The following is a 14994-nucleotide window of genomic DNA, read 5'->3' on the forward strand; positions in this document are numbered from 1 at the left end:
GAAAATAATGATAAAGAAAGCACTGAAAGCCGCTCTTTTGGCTTCCGCTCTTTCGGCGGCTGTAATTGCGTCGGCTCCGGCTTTCGCCGCTGGAAAGCTTACCGTTTCGTCGCCACAGGATCCAGGAAGCTGGGACCCGATAGATACGTTCCTCGTCAACTGGGCTTCAGTCGCAACCAATATTTTTGACGGTTTGGTCTATCGTGGCCCTGATCTGAAAATCGCTCCAGCACTGGCTACTTCGTGGGAGGAACTGGATGAAGGCAAGCGTATTCGCTTCAACCTGCGTGAAGGCGTGAAGTTCCACGATGGTGAGCCATTCAATGCAGAAGCCGTGAAGTTCACCTTTGACCGTTTGCTGGGTGAGGAAGGCGCGAAAGGTCCGCAGCGTTCCAACTATATCGCCATTGAGAAGGTCGAAGTCATTGATGACAAGACGGTCGATTTTCACTTGAAGACGCCTGATCCGGTATTGATCACTAAGCTTGCAGGCTATGGCGCAATGATTGTGCCGCCGAAATATCTCGCTGAGAAAGGCGAGGATTATTTCAACACGCACCCGGTTGGCACCGGCCCGTTCAAATTTGTTTCATATGAGCCAAAGGTCAATATTCAGCTTGAAGCTTTTGCTGATCACTGGGGTGGCGCACCGAAGATTTCGGAACTCGAATATCGCTTTATCACAGAGCCTTCTACTGCGGTTGCTGAACTTCAGGCTGGCCGTGTTGATCTCGTCATTCCGCCCACCATTCCAATCGGCATGATCCCTACGATTGAAAGCGATGCAAATCTGGAGTTGGTTACAACGGCGGGTCCAACTGTCGATGCGTTGCGCTTTAACACGCGCGATGGCATCACAAAGGATGAGCGCGTACGCAGAGCGCTGATTATGGCTGTTGATCGCGACGCGATCATCCAGTCGATCCTCGCCGGTCAGGCGGAGCCAATTGCCAGCTTCCAGGGCGCTTTGTCATTTGGCTATGATCCTGAACTCAAGCCACTGCCTTATGACCCGGAACAGGCCAAGAAGCTCCTCGAAGAAGCAGGTGTTCAGCCCGGCGCAACGGTGCAGATTGACGTTCGTGGTAATGATGCGACCTTCAATGAAGTGACACAGGCTGTTGCAAGCTTCCTGCAGATGGTCGGCATCAATGCAACCATCAAGCCATATGACGTGAACGTGCTCCTGAACGATGTCATTCCACAGGGTAAAACCGGCGCTATGTTCCAGCAGAAATGGGGCGGCTGGACGTTCGATTACGACAACACCGCTTACTCGATGTATCATTCGGGTGAGAAGTGGAACCCGTATGAAAAAGACGAACAGCTCGACAAGATGCTCGAAGCTCAGCGTTCTGTTCTCGACCGTGGTGAACGCGAGAAGCTGCTACAGGAAATTGCAAAGTACGCGGCTGATAAAGCCTATGAAATGCCGCTTTACAGCTCCAAGGCGATTTATGGCATGAACAAGCGCGTTAAAAACTTTGTGCCTGCACCGGATAACCGCCTGCGCTTCACAGACGTAACTGTAGAATAGTCAAAACTGATACGGCAAGCCGGTCAACGGCTTGCCGCTGCATTTCGGAGGCGCTCTGGTGGCCGGATTTCTTATAAAACGAATTTTGCAAGCGTTGTTCGTGCTGATTGCGATGACGTTGCTCGTCGCATATGCGATCCGCCTGACGGGCGATCCGGCACTGATGCTGACGCAGGGTGCAGGCAGTATCACGGAAGCTGATCTTGAGCGTATCCGCGAAGGTCTTGGCCTCAATCAGCCTTTCCTCGTTCAGTATTGGCAGTTCCTCAAAGGGCTGTTTACGCTTGATTTGGGGCGCAGCTTCCTTGGCGGCACACCGGTTTCCGTTTTGGTTGGTAAGGCGCTCCCTGCAACTCTGATGCTCGCTTTCGCTTCGCTGTTTATCTCAATTGTGATTTCTGTGCCGCTTGGCATCAAAGCTGCGGTTTCCCGTGGCAAATGGGCGGATCAGCTGATCCGCGTCTGCTCGCTGGTCGGTCTGTCTTTTCCGAATTTCTGGCTGGCGACCATGCTGGTCCTGCTTTTTGGTATTTCATTGCAATGGCTGCCGCCAAGCGGCATGAGTGGCTTTACAAGCTTCATCATGCCCGCCATGACGATGGGCATTATCCTGACAGCAACTAATGTGCGTCTGGTGCGCACTTCGATGCTCGAAACGCTACAGTCCCAATATATTATGGTCGCGCGCGCCAAGGGGCTCAGCGAAAACAAGGTGCTCTACAAGCACGCTCTGCGCAATTGTGCCATTCCGCTGATTACCTTTATTGGCCTTCAGTTTGGCGGGCTTCTGGGCGGCATCGTAGTCATTGAAAAGGTGTTTAACTGGCCGGGCATGGGTACGCTTGCTTTTGATGCTGTCGGTGGTCGTGATTACCCGGTTCTTCAGGCTACAATCGCTATTCTTTCCATGCTGATTATCGGCGTCAATCTTCTGGTAGACATTGCCTATGGCCTTGTCGATCCGCGTATCCGGACGGAGTAGAACAATGGCTACACAAGCGATTAAAAAGACTTCGAGCCTCCGGCTTTCACGCTTTGCAAGCATGGAATTCATTGTCGGATTTTTGCTGACAGGCGGTATTTGCTTTGCGGTCATCTTCTCCGGTTATCTCTTCCCCGCAGGTGCGAACAAGGTCGATCTTCTGGCGCGACTGACGCCGCCATTCGTTAATCCGGCACATATTTTCGGTACTGATCCGCTCGGCCGCGATGTGCTGGCTCGGGTCATTATCGGCGGTAAGATTTCGCTTTTCGTCGGCTTTGTTTCGGTCATAGGTTCGGTGGTTATCGGAACAATTATGGGATTGGTGGCAGGCTATTATCGCGGCTTCTGGGACATGGCGCTGATGCGCTTTGTCGATGTGCAGCTTGCAATGCCGTTCATTCTGCTTGCGATTACCTTCATGGCTATTCTTGGTGGTGGACTGGTCAACACGATCATCCTGCTGATCGTGTCGCAATGCGTGCAATATGCGCGACTGGTGCGGGGCTCTGTGCTTTCGCTGCGTGAGCGCGAGTTTATCCTCTCAGCTCGCTCGATCGGCGTTAAAGACTGGCGTATTATCTTCCAGCATCTGTTGCCGAACCTGATGGGGCCAGTCATCGTTTTGATGACGCTGAATGTTGCCAACAACATTCTGCTTGAATCCAGTCTGACCTTCCTTGGATTTGGTATCGATTCAACCATTCCAAGCTGGGGCGGAATGCTGGCTGATGGCCGCACCTACCTCCAGACTGCATGGTGGGTCAGCCTTTTCCCAGGTCTTGCTATCCTTTTCACTGTACTTGGTCTCAATCTTCTCGGTGACTGGCTGCGCGACAGCCTTGATCCAACTGGCAGGACTTCGCGATGAGCTTGGTTTTTGAAAAGACATATCCGCGTTCAATCGAAGTCATCATTGATCGCTTCTCAAAGCCAGAAATGCGTGGCGCGAAATTAGAAGCCTGGCTGTTCGATGATCAGCCAAGCCGCTATGCTGCGGAAGTGAAGCTACGTGAAGCGGGCATCGATGCGCATCTGCGTTCGGCCTATAAGCCGCTTCTACACTTCTTCCTTGAAGAGGTGGACGGTGCTGCACTCAAGGCTGCAACCATTCGCTATCCGCGCCATGATAATTGCGTCGAGAACCGCTTTTTGCTGGAAACCTATCCGCTGTCAGCACTTCTGCCTGAGGCGAAGATCAGCTTCAGTGCATCCGGCAAGGATGATTTTTTCTATGAAGTCGATCTCACATTTGCCGATGGTCGCAATGAAAGCCACCGCGTCTTCGCACCTAATCGGGTGCATGAGGATTTCATTGGCGAAACGCTTGTCTCACCAACCGGCTGGCTGATCGTCGAACATGAAGGTCATGTCGAAAGCGTACGCTTTGAGACTGCTTATGAAAAGCTGTTTCACGATACGATTTTGACCATTGCCACCCATGACTGGGGCAGGGGCGAACCTTATTTCGAAGAGCTGAACATTTCGGTCAGCCTGCCGATTACAGATCGTCGCCTTCCTTTTGATGAGGAAGCACTGAGCCTGACTGAGGCTCTGCACGAGGATATCTATTTCTCGCTGCTTGAAGTCTTCCAGAAAAAGTCAGATCGCCCGGTCGGGGATCGGGGATTGCAGCCGGGCCAGATCGTGCCCGAAGTCCGCTTCCGCGATGCCAAACCTTTTGTGAAAGTGGAAACGCGTCCGCTTGCAACCGCCGATGCGCTGACTGCCGAGCAGGTTCTGGAAAAAGCGCAGGCGCCACTTTCGGCTGACCAGATCCGCCGTGAAATCGCAAAGCTCGGCGGCGAGGCTTTTCAAGCCAAAACCCGCTCAGGCCGAACGGTACATGCGACTTATGTTTCGGGCTATGAGACGCCGATGATGATCAGCGCCGGTCAACATGCCAATGAGACAACGGGCATCGTCGGTGCATTGCGGGCAGCCAGCCGACTTGCCGCGCGCGATGGCGGACATTTTACAATCTCCCCGCAAGAAAACCCCGACGGATATGAAATCCATAAGCGTCTGTGCGTTTTGCAGCCACATCATATGCATCATGCGGCGCGATACACTGCTTTGGGCGATGATCTCGAATATCGCACCGGCGAGGGGCTGTATGAGAAAGCGATCCGTGTAGAGGCAGAGGCGCGCACCGATGCGAAGCTGCATGTCAATTTGCATGGCTATCCATCACATGAATGGACGCGACCGCTGTCGGGTTATGTGCCGCGTTCCTTTGCCATGTGGACGCTGCCAAAGGGCTTCTTCCTGATTATTCGCCATCATGCGTCATGGGAGAAAGAAGCGGAACAGCTGATGGATCATGTGACCAGGCATCTTGGCGCCATTGATGGCCTTCTTGAGTACAACGATGCGCAGATCAGGCTTTTTGAGCAACATGCAGGCGAAACAGGTTTCCGCATTATCAACGGCTTCCCATGTCTTGTGGGTGTCGATGATCGCCACACCGTACCGTTGACACTGATCACCGAATATCCGGACGAAACCATCTATGGCGATGCTTTCGTCAAAGGTCATACGGCGCAGATGGAAACGGTTCTCTCGGCTTATGATGCCTTGCAGGTGCTTTTTCCAGGTGAGCCGGTTGCCTAGAGCATAATTCCTTAAACTTTGATCAGTTTGAGTTAAAATTATGCTCAAATTTTAAAGTGTTAGAGCGACCTTTGTTCGCCCAAGAGGGTGCACGGTGCTCTAATCAGAGATAATAAATGCCAATGCGATTGCCGCCGATCATTTCGACGGCAATCTCCATCTCGTAAATATCGCGCAGAATATCCGGGCGAATAAGCACTTCCGGCGGTCCCTGATGCACGACCTTGCCCTTGCGCATGGCAACGATATGGTCGGAATAGCACGACGCAAAATTGATGTCGTGCAGCACCAGAACAACCGTCTTGCCCAGTTCATCGGCTGCGCGCCTGAGCAGCTTCATCATTGATGCTGAATGCTTCATGTCGAGATTGTTAAGCGGCTCGTCGAGAAGCACATAATCGGTATTCTGGCATAAAACCATCGCCACAAAAGCGCGCTGGCGCTGTCCACCGGACAGTTCATCCAGAAATCGCTCGCCAAGTTCTTCAAGACCGAGATAGCTGATTGCCTGATCCACATGGTTGAGGTCTTCGTGGGTCGGGCGGCCCTTAGAATGCGGATACCGCCCGAAAGTCACCAGATCGCGCACGGTGAGGCGCGAGTTAATCGCATTATCCTGTCGCAGAATGGAAAGCCGTTTTGCAAGCACATCGCCCGATGTCGCGGAAACATCGAGACCGTCGACTGTGACGCGACCTTTATCCATCGGCAGCAAGCGGCTGACCATCGAAAGCAGCGTCGATTTTCCGGCACCATTGGGTCCGATGATCGAGGTAATGCCGCGTGCAGGCAATTGCAGCGTCACATCATCGACAACAATCGTATCGCTATAGGATTTGCTGACCTGGCTTATTTCAATCAACGTGCATTTCCCCTGACGAGAAGGATAATAAAGACGAGTCCGCCTAAAAACTCGATGATGACGCTTAGTGCCGTATTGAACGAAAAAACACGTTCAAGAATGGTTTGTCCGCCGACAATGCAAAGGATCGCCAACAGAACCGCGATGTGCAATACGGTGCGATGCTTGGACGACCCGGCAATCATATAGGCGAGATTGGCGACAAGCAGGCCGAAGAAAGTAATTGGACCGACAAGCGCAGTTGATACGGAAACAAGGATCGTGACAATCAGCAGAATGCGATGCACCACGCGTTTATGATCGACACCAAGATTGATAGCAGGATCACGACCCAGCGACAAAACATCGAAGACGTTTACAAAGCGCAGGCCATAAAGTGTGACAGCTGCCACGATGATTGCGGCAAGCAGCAGAATATCGGCATTGACGCTGTTGAAGCTTGCAAAAAAGCGGTCCTGAAGCACTGCAAATTCATTCGGATCAATCATGCGCTGCATGAGGTTCGAGAGGCTTCTGAAAAAAACGCCGAACACAATACCAACCAGCATGACGAGATGCAGTCCGCGTGCGGCACCCGAAAACAACCACGCATAAAGTGTGCTTGCAAAAACTACCATGATTGCGGTTTCAGCAAAAAAGCGAACATTGGGGCCAAGACCGTTGATATGAATTGCGCCAAAGGCAAATACGGCCAATGTCTGGATCAGGATATAAAGCGCATCAAAGCCCATGATGGATGGCGTGAGAATGCGGTTATTGGTGACGGTTTGGAAAAGCACTGTCGAGACAGCAATCGAATAGGCAACGAGCACCATGGCCGCGAGTTTTGTGCCACGAAAGCTCAATATGAATGACCAGCTTCCCTTTGCGCCCAGTGTCATGAAGGCGACACAGGAAATGAGGACCAGAATCGACAGACATGTGATGATAAGGTTCGAACGTTTAAGCAAGGCGCGATCCCCGACGCAAAAGCAAATAGAGGAAGATCGCGCTGCCAACCACGCCCATCATTGTGCCGATTGGGATTTCATAAGGAAAGCGGATCAATCGGCCGATAATATCGCAGGCGAGAACCAGCCCGGCACCTAACACGGCCACCCAAGGCACGGCGCGGCGCACATTATCGCCAATGAACATGCTTACCACATTGGGCACGATAAGCCCCAGAAACGGGATCATGCCGACCGTAACCACCACCGATGCACTGACCATTGATACAATCACCAGCCCGAGCGTTACCACGCGGCGATAATTGAGGCCAAGATTGGTGGTGAAATCTTCGCCCATGCCTGCGACCGTAAATCGGTCGGCGGCAATATAGGCAATCACCGTGAGAAAGAACGAAAGATAGAGTAGTTCGTAGCGTCCGCGCAGAACGCCGGAAAAGTCGCCTGTGGTCCATGAGTTGAGCGATTGCAGGAGATCAAAACGATAGGCGATGAAGGTTGTTACCGCACTGATCACGCCACCCAGCATTATGCCAACAAGCGGCACCACAAGTATCGAACGCAAGGGAATGCTGCGCAGGATACGCAGGAAAAGCGCTGTGCCTGCAAGGGCAGTGACCGAAGCCACCAGCATCTTGCCGAAAACCGGCGTGTCGGGTGCAAAAAGAATAACCAGTAGAATCCCGAGGCTTGCCGATTCAACGGTTCCCGCCGTTGAAGGCTCGACAAAACGATTGCGGGTCAGCATCTGCATGATCATGCCAGCAACGGCCATAGACATGCCTGCGAGGATGATGGCGAGCGTGCGCGGTATGCGGCTGATCAGCAGCACTTCCGTGGCGCGATCAGTGCTGTTTGCGCCAAAAAGCGTGCTGAGTGACACATCGCTGACGCCGATAAATAGGCTGATGAAAGCCAGTATGACGACAGTGATTATGGCTGCGGCAAGTGCCTTCACGCTGAATTCCTGTATTTTTGCCTTGTCAGCCGGTTTTTGCCGGCTGACTGGGTAAGACTTTATTACTCAGTTTTATCAAAGGCTTCGGAAAGCTGCTTAATCGTGTTGTGCAACGCACCAAGACCGCCTCCGACGAGATACCAGTTCTGACCGTTGAGATAGACGACCTGATCTTTTTTCCACGCGTTGGTCTGGCGCACGAGTTCGTTGTCAAGCAGTTGCTTGGCAGATGTGCCTTCACGACCGATGGCTGCATCACGGTCGAGTACGAAAAGCCAATCCGGATTGGTTTCAAGAATAAATTCTGAGCTGACCGGCTGACCATGATTGCCGACCGAAAGGTCTGCTGCTGCTGGCTCGATACCAAAACTGTCATGCAACACGCCAAAGCGCGAGCCAGGACCATAGGCACTGATCTTGCCACCAGAGGTCAGGATCATCAGCCCCTTGCCTTTGCCCTTCGTCTTTTCGTTCAGTGCAGCCAATTCGCTGTTGAGCTTGTCAACTTCTGCTTTGGCTTCCGATTGCCTGCCAAAAATCTCGCCAAGCTTTTCGATATTGGCTTCAGTGCCTGAAATAAATCCCTTTGCAGGAACTGTCAGGTCGATGGTTGGAGCAATCTTTGCAAGCTCGCCGTATTTTGCAGCCGAACGACCGCCGACAATGATCAGATCCGGCTCTGCGGCATTGACCGCTTCATAATCAGGCTCGAAAAGCGTGCCGACTTTTGCATAATCAGCGCTGTCATATTTCTTGAGATACTCGGGAAATGCGATGCTGCCGGGAACGCCGATGATTTTGACGCCAAGGCGGTCGAGATTATCGAGCGTGGCAAAATCAAACACCACGACTTTTGCCGGACTGGCTGCAACGCTCGTTTCGCCCTGCGCATGCTTAACCGCGATATCGGCTGCGTTCGCGCCAGACGCAAGTGCGGTTGCAACAAGTGCTGCGCCGCATAGACGGGAAAAGTTTAACATGGCGTTCAATCCTTTCGTCAATCTTGTGCTTTATAGTCCGGTTTTATTCCAGTGAAAGCCCGAACAATGAATTTCAGTTTTTTTGGGTTGTTGGGATCTGGTTGAGAAGGATGAAATTCAGGCTGTCCTCGACATTTAACGGGATCATTGAGCCATGACTTTCATCGTCGAATTTCCGATACGCGACTTTAAAGCCCGATAACTGCTTGAGTTCATCGTGAATGTCCGCGCCGGACGGTCCGCCACGCAGCGTCTTGAGACGCTCGGTTTCCTGCTTGGACTGTTGCGGGCGTTCACCGCGCTTGCCTGAGTTTTCGATTAACAGGCGAAGCGGCTTTGGATTGGCTTTGAACGCCTCCAAGAACCGATCCTTATCAGCAAGGACAGCTCGATTGTTCCACCAGATCGATGGGTCGCCAGCGCTGTATGTTTGAAAAGAATCCGTGTGATTGAAGAGTGCATAGAGCGTGAAAAGCCCACCAAGCGAATGGCCGAACAAGGCCTGTCTGTTGGGATCAATGGGAAAACGTCCTTCAATTTCCGCTTTAACCTGATGGTTTAGAAAGTTGAAGAACGCATCGCGGCCGCCAGTCTTGGGGATATTGGTCTGAACGGGGATCAGCTCGTCAGGCGTGGGCGGTGTCAGATCGAAATAGCGTAGACGAACAATTTCATCCTTATCGTCTGTGGGATAACCAATGCCGACAAAAACAGCTTTAAGTTTCGGATTTTCCGCCATTAGCTTTGCCGCAATGGGCAACATTCGATTGCCGTCGGTCATATAGATGACGGGAAAGCCTTCAGAGGGTGCTTTTTCTGCGGGTGCAGCTGTGAAAATCCGATAGTCGCTGCCATTCGCCTGCATGTCGAAAGAACCGACCATAGGCTGCTCTGCCTGCGCGGTCGCGTTCAGGAGAAGGCTTCCAAGCATAAGGCAGACTTTCAGAATTGCGTTATTGATTTTGCTCACAGGAGCACCCATTCCATAAAAATGACGCCAGCCATGTGAGGCTGGCGTCAAACATAGTCTTAGAAGCGTGATGTCATACCGAGCCAGAGACGACGGCCTTCGACGACATTGTTTGTTTCGTCGACGGTCACCTTTTTGTCGAAGATGTTGTAGACGGCGGCATTCAGCGTCACGTTCTCACTGAATTCATAAGAGCCACCGAAATCAAGCGTCGCATAGCCTGCGTATTTACGAGCAATCACCTGACCTCTGCTGTTGTATGCATAGGGTTCGCCGACTGTACCAATGCGCAAGCCTGCATTGATTTCCTCGCCATGATAGTTACCCGCGGTCCAAGCCGTTAAGCCCTCGACAGGCGTTTCCCAGTCAGCGCGGATGCTGGCCATGTGCTTTGGTGTGCGGGCCAGCGGCAGACCGGCATATTCACCGGTTTTCTGTTCGGAATGGGTATAGGTGTAGTTTGCACGGAGTTTAATCGTATCCGTCGCTTCCCAATCCGCAGTCAGTTCTACTCCCTGAATCACAGCATCATCAATGTTGTAGCTGTAATAAAGCACGTAATTTGGATCCTGATCCCAACGCAGTGGCAGACCTGTATTTGGGTCGTACTGAATATTGCTGGCAATCTTGTCCTTAAAGTCGGTGTAGAAGTAGGTTGCACCTAAACGCAGGCCCTGCTGGTTATCCCAGAGTGCACTTGCTTCATAGCTCGTGCTCTTTTCCGGCTGCAAATTTGGATCGCCAATGATGACACCACAGGTGCCGCTCGGGCCATAGCTACAGTTTCCGCCGCCGGTCGTATAAGCGTATCCGGGCGCAATCGTGCGAATTTCCGGTGCGCGGAAGCCGGTTGAAATACCGCCTTTGATTGTGAGTTGCTCAGTGGCGTGCCAGACGGCATAGCCACGCGGGCTCCAATGTGCGCCATAAATTTCGTGATGGTCCATACGCAGGCCAGCGGTCAAAGCGAAGTCAGGCGTCAGCCACCACTCATCTTCCGCAAAAAGCGCCCATTGCTTGATTGTGAACTGTTCATCTAGCCCAGTACGTCGACCTGGATTCTGGTCGGTGAGGGTGCCTTCGATAAATTGCCCACCGGTCACTAGCGTATGATTACCATAAAGCTCAAACGGTGTTGTAAATTTTCCGTCGAGCGTGGAGTTGCGAATGTGTGGCGAGCGAAGATTTTCGACGAATTCTCCCCGGGCCTTGTTCCAGCTAAAATTGGTTCTTTCAGCGGTTTCCTGCAAGAACGAGAAATCAGACGTGGTTGGCCCCCAACGACCTGTATGGCTTATCGACCAGTGATTGCGATCATTGTAATTATAAGCATCAATCGGTGCAGTGCCACTTGTCGGAACTGGATTGATGTTGTTGCCAACAGTTGAATCACGACGCAGGCGTGTTTTGCCAGCTTCGATCTGAATATCGTGATCGGCGTTGGGCGTGAGGGTGACACGACCGGTAATATCGATGTCCTTTTGCTCAGGAGTACCATTGATAATCTGGTCTTCCTGTCGCTTCATACCGCGTCCCCACAGCTGCACACCAACAAGGTTGGGCACGAGCGGGCCGGTTATGTAATAAGAACCCTGATATGAATTCCCATATTTTGAATGCTGCTGCACTGTCGTATCGACGCTGACCGATCCGCTCCAAGTGTCTGCAACTTTCTTGGTAATGACGTTGATAACGCCACCCATCGCGTCTGAGCCGTAAAGCGAAGACATCGGGCCACGGATGATTTCGATGCGTTCAATCGCATTGGCTGGCGGCAGGAAGCTTTGCTCAAAACCGGAATTGCCATTGGTGCGGGCATCACGTGTGCTCTGACGCTTTCCGTCAACAAGAATGAGCGTATAGGTGCCCGGCAGGCCACGAATGAAAATGTCGCGTTCCGCAGCAGCACCCGTCACGGCAACGCCCTGAACATCGCGAAGCGCGTCGCCAAGATCGCGATAAGCGCCTCTTTCAAGCGATTCACCCGGAACAACCGAAATGCTTGCAGGTGCATCGGTGATATTTTGTTCAAAACCAGTCGCGCTTATCACGATCTGGTTCAGCGTGATTCCACCTTCTGCATTCACCTGCTCTGCGGCCTGTTTCTTCTTTGCCGCGTCCTCTTCTGCCGTAGTTGCCGTCTGCGCGAGCGCAACGGTTCCACTTAAAAGAAGTGCAGTCGAAAGGCATGTACCCGCTAGGATCGCTTTGGCAAAAAGCGATTTGCTGGCCAATTGCCTGTTCTGCGAACCAAGGGTACGCAATCCCCGAAACAAGCTGGTCATTTTTCATCACCATTAAAGTTGAGTTTTCAGCTCTCCTTATGTATGGCAAGAACGTGACGTCAATCGACATGATTTATAACAGTTCCAAGTTTCAGAAAACGCAACTGAACGGATGATGCAGCAATGACCGGCAAGCGTATGAAAACGCAGACAGACGTGGAAGGTGAAAGCCTCAGGCTTGGTCAATTGCGCCTGTTGATAGCGCTTGATGCACTGCTTGTGGAAGGCAGTGTTGGCGGAGCTGCCAAACAAATGGGGCTGAGCACTGCCGCCATGAGCCGCTTGCTTAGCCAGATTCGAGAAAAATTCAACGATCCGATTTTTGTGCGCTCTGGTCGCAATATGATCGCGACACCTAAGGCAGAAGCACTGCGCGGGCGTCTGCGCCGTTTGGCCAATGAGACTGAAGCCTTGATGAGTTTCGACAGCATCAATGCCGTCGAAACTCATTGTAAAAGAGGTCATGGCTGGGAACGGGCAAGTGCTATCGCGGCACCGCCACCGCTTGGTATCCGCAAGGTTGTGGAGCTGGAAAACCATCCGACGCCTGAACAACTTGCAGCACAATTTGCCAACATTCAGGATGAGAATGACCCGGTTCGACGGCTTGCAAAATATATAGGCATAACGGGGCGTAAGATAGGGCATACCCGCCCGCTGGAAATGTATGAAGCCGAAGATGCTTTTACGACAATATTTGCGGGCGAAGCCGATCCCATGCAAATCAGTGCCTTATTGCGGCTTATTCATTATCGTGGCGAAACGGCTCCTGAACTTGCTGGCATGGCGCAGGCGGCAAAGAAATATTATTCCATGAATGCCAAAATACGCACGCCAGCTCTTGATTGGCCTGCTTATCTTTCGCCCAATTCGCATCAATCGCCATGGTTCATGCTGGCTGCGATACTTGTCGCGCGCGCTGGTTATCCAGTCGTGTTGCACGGCAGTTGTGGCATGGGCGAACTCTCTGGCAAGCTGGAACTCGCGGCAGAGGCGGTCAAAATACCGATTGGCGGTTCATTGTCGCTTGGTGAAGAGGCCTTGAACGCGCATGGTATCTGCTTTCTACCATTGGCGGGGTTTTCGCCGCAAGTTCATGCTTTGCTTGCACTTTACCCGCTGTTTCATTCCCGATCATCAATCAACAGCCTCGCGCATCTGCTCAATCCAATGCAGCTTTCTGCATCATTTCTCGGTGTAACCCAGCCTGCCTATCGCGAATTGCATCGTGACACGGCGGCACTGTTGGATTGGCAATCGGTATCCGCAGTTTCGACAAGCCGCGATGTGGCGGAGCTTGTACCATTTCACGCACATACGATTTACAGATGGGTTGATGGTCAGAAATCTGACCTGACACTCCCCACCTTATCAAAAGCCGGAACGGATAAGCATGCAAGTCTAACCACTTTTGAATATTGGCTTGCGGTCTGGTCGGGTGCCGCTATTGATGAACGTGCCGAACTTACAATTATTGCGTCAGCAGCTATGGCACTGATGACCGTGCTCGGGGCTGACAATGAAAGTTATGGTCAGTTTCACAAGAAAGCCGAGGAACTCTGGCGCACGCGTCACGCTGTTTTATAACGGTTTTTAAGCAAAAAACGAAAATTATTCTACATATGTCATTCAATAGAAAATAATTCCTAAACGTGACGCAGATCAGCACGTTATTATTTTGTTCGCAGGTTCTATAAGCCGTAGATTTTGATGGAATAATCGGGATTCAGCGGGCGATCACTCAAGTTGGCGCTCCAAGGAGATTTTCTATGACTTTCCATACACATCCTATCAATTTGCCGCTGCTCGATATATCCCGCTATAATGGCACGCTTGAAGAGCGGATAAGCTTTATTAATGAGCTACGCCAAACACTTCATGATCATGGCTTTTTCTATCTTACGGGACATGGCGTCGACCCTCAGCTGATCGCAGATGTTGTCGCTACAGCCAAGCGGTTCTTCGCTCTGCCGAGCGAAGAAAAACTCAAGATTGAGATGATCAAAACATCGAATTTCCGTGGCTATAATCGTGCGGGTCTGGAGCGCACGCGGGGAGAGCAGGATTGGCGAGAACAGCTCGACATCAATACCGAGTTAGAGCCCATCGAAATTGGTCCAGATAGCCCGGCTTGGAAGCGTTTGATCGGACCGAACCAGTGGCCGGAGGCTTTGCCGGAACTAAAGCCTCTGCTGCTCGCCTATCAGGCTGAAGTTACGCGTGTCGGTATTGACGTGCTCAAAGCTATTGCGCAGGCTCTCGGACAGAGCGAAGACTTCTTCGCACAAATCTACGAGCCACGTCCTTCGCAGCTTCTCAAAATCATTCGCTATCCCGGTCGTGATGTGGCTGAAAGCGAGCAGGGCGTCGGCGCGCATAAGGACGGTGGTTTCGTAACTGTCCTGCTTCAGGACGTTGTGCCGGGTCTGCGTGTTCAGCGTGAAGACGGCGTCTGGATCGATGCGCCGCCTGTGCCGGGAACGTTCGTCATCAATACCGGCGAGCTTCTTGAACTTGCAACCAATGGCTTCGTGCGTGCCGATGTTCATGGCGTTACCGCGCCCCCAGCCGGAACTGAACGCTTCTCTGTCGCCTTCTTCCTTGGTGCACGTTATGACGCGACAATCCCTGTTATTGATCTGCCAGAAGAATTGAAGACGAAGGAACGCGGTGTGAGTGTTGATCCGCTCAATACGCTTTTTCGCGAAGTCGGCCAGAATAATTTGAAGAGCCGTCTGCGTTCGCATCCCGATGTTGCCCGCGCTCATCATCAGGATCTGCTGGATTCCCCGGAATTCGCGAGCCTCAAGCTGGGCTCATCTTACTAGGTCGCACACTCATAAACTGGGTTTTCAAATTG

At 52.0% G+C, this 14994-nt stretch carries 12 protein-coding genes; 6 read left to right on the plus strand and 6 right to left on the minus strand.

Features of this window, described 5'->3' with window-relative positions:
• Nucleotides 1–7: 7 nt before the first annotated feature.
• From CEV31_RS09390 to CEV31_RS09405, 4 genes are read left to right on the plus strand one after another with little or no spacing between them, the layout of a single operon-like run.
• Complete coding sequence (locus CEV31_RS09390) at nt 8–1537, plus strand: ABC transporter substrate-binding protein (protein WP_094506803.1); 1530 nt, start codon at nt 8–10, stop codon at nt 1535–1537.
• A 58-nt stretch (nt 1538–1595) separates the two neighbouring features.
• Nucleotides 1596–2519 carry an ABC transporter permease gene (locus tag CEV31_RS09395; protein ID WP_094506804.1) on the plus strand — a complete coding sequence of 308 codons (924 nt, stop codon included), beginning with the start codon at nt 1596–1598 and terminating at the stop codon, nt 2517–2519.
• 4 nt (nt 2520–2523) lie between these two features.
• The gene (locus tag CEV31_RS09400) at nt 2524–3390 is read left to right on the plus strand and encodes an ABC transporter permease (RefSeq protein ID WP_094506805.1); all 867 of its coding nucleotides are present in this window, start codon (nt 2524–2526) and stop codon (nt 3388–3390) included.
• Entirely contained in the window at nt 3387–5132 is a 1746-nt protein-coding gene (locus tag CEV31_RS09405; protein ID WP_094506806.1) for a M14 family metallopeptidase, read from the plus strand. The genes CEV31_RS09400 and CEV31_RS09405 overlap by 4 nt, the downstream gene beginning before the upstream one ends.
• Before the next feature lie 103 nt (nt 5133–5235).
• On the opposite strand, the gene CEV31_RS09410 is transcribed toward CEV31_RS09405, so the two are convergent.
• The 6 genes from CEV31_RS09410 to CEV31_RS09435 form a co-directional block, all read right to left on the minus strand.
• Nucleotides 5236–5994, minus strand: a complete 759-nt coding sequence (locus tag CEV31_RS09410) for an iron ABC transporter ATP-binding protein (RefSeq protein ID WP_094506807.1) — start codon at nt 5992–5994, stop codon at nt 5236–5238.
• Nucleotides 5991–6875 (minus strand): iron chelate uptake ABC transporter family permease subunit, encoded by an 885-nt coding sequence (locus tag CEV31_RS09415; protein WP_235818067.1) that lies wholly within the window; start codon nt 6873–6875, stop codon nt 5991–5993. The genes CEV31_RS09410 and CEV31_RS09415 overlap by 4 nt, the downstream gene beginning before the upstream one ends.
• A gap of 61 nt (nt 6876–6936) precedes the next feature.
• Nucleotides 6937–7899 (minus strand): ABC transporter permease, encoded by a 963-nt coding sequence (locus tag CEV31_RS09420; RefSeq protein WP_094506809.1) that lies wholly within the window; start codon nt 7897–7899, stop codon nt 6937–6939.
• Between the two features lie 62 nt (nt 7900–7961).
• Nucleotides 7962–8879 carry a siderophore ABC transporter substrate-binding protein gene (locus CEV31_RS09425; RefSeq protein ID WP_094506810.1) on the minus strand — a complete coding sequence of 306 codons (918 nt, stop codon included), beginning with the start codon at nt 8877–8879 and terminating at the stop codon, nt 7962–7964.
• Nucleotides 8880–8952: 73 nt separating this feature from the next.
• Nucleotides 8953–9849, minus strand: a complete 897-nt coding sequence (locus tag CEV31_RS09430; protein WP_094506829.1) for an alpha/beta hydrolase — start codon at nt 9847–9849, stop codon at nt 8953–8955.
• A 59-nt stretch (nt 9850–9908) separates the two neighbouring features.
• Nucleotides 9909–12134 carry a TonB-dependent receptor domain-containing protein gene (locus CEV31_RS09435; RefSeq protein WP_235818065.1) on the minus strand — a complete coding sequence of 742 codons (2226 nt, stop codon included), beginning with the start codon at nt 12132–12134 and terminating at the stop codon, nt 9909–9911.
• Between the two features lie 123 nt (nt 12135–12257).
• Here CEV31_RS09435 and CEV31_RS09440 point away from each other — a divergent pair, with 123 nt between their 5' ends.
• On the plus strand, nt 12258–13721 hold the full coding sequence (locus CEV31_RS09440) for a glycosyl transferase family protein (RefSeq protein WP_094506811.1): 1464 nt from the start codon (nt 12258–12260) through the stop codon (nt 13719–13721).
• Nucleotides 13722–13903: 182 nt separating this feature from the next.
• Nucleotides 13904–14962, plus strand: coding sequence for an isopenicillin N synthase family dioxygenase (locus CEV31_RS09445; RefSeq protein ID WP_094506812.1), 1059 nt, complete (start codon nt 13904–13906; stop codon nt 14960–14962).
• Nucleotides 14963–14994: the final 32 nt, after the last annotated feature.

The organism is Brucella thiophenivorans, assembly GCF_002252445.1.
In the GTDB taxonomy this organism is placed as follows: domain Bacteria; phylum Pseudomonadota; class Alphaproteobacteria; order Rhizobiales; family Rhizobiaceae; genus Brucella; species Brucella thiophenivorans.

What these genes read in the sequence shown, in the direction of transcription:
- CEV31_RS09440 (WP_094506811.1), top strand. Translation starts at nt 12,258, where the DNA reads ATGACCGGCAAGCGTATGAAAACGCAGACAGACGTGGAAGGTGAAAGC.
- CEV31_RS09400 (WP_094506805.1), top strand. Translation starts at nt 2,524, where the DNA reads ATGGCTACACAAGCGATTAAAAAGACTTCGAGCCTCCGGCTTTCACGC.
- CEV31_RS09435 (WP_235818065.1), bottom strand. Translation starts at nt 12,134, where the DNA reads ATGACCAGCTTGTTTCGGGGATTGCGTACCCTTGGTTCGCAGAACAGG.
- CEV31_RS09390 (WP_094506803.1), top strand. Translation starts at nt 8, where the DNA reads ATGATAAAGAAAGCACTGAAAGCCGCTCTTTTGGCTTCCGCTCTTTCG.
- CEV31_RS09415 (WP_235818067.1), bottom strand. Translation starts at nt 6,875, where the DNA reads ATGACACTGGGCGCAAAGGGAAGCTGGTCATTCATATTGAGCTTTCGT.
- CEV31_RS09405 (WP_094506806.1), top strand. Translation starts at nt 3,387, where the DNA reads ATGAGCTTGGTTTTTGAAAAGACATATCCGCGTTCAATCGAAGTCATC.
- CEV31_RS09445 (WP_094506812.1), top strand. Translation starts at nt 13,904, where the DNA reads ATGACTTTCCATACACATCCTATCAATTTGCCGCTGCTCGATATATCC.
- CEV31_RS09425 (WP_094506810.1), bottom strand. Translation starts at nt 8,879, where the DNA reads ATGTTAAACTTTTCCCGTCTATGCGGCGCAGCACTTGTTGCAACCGCA.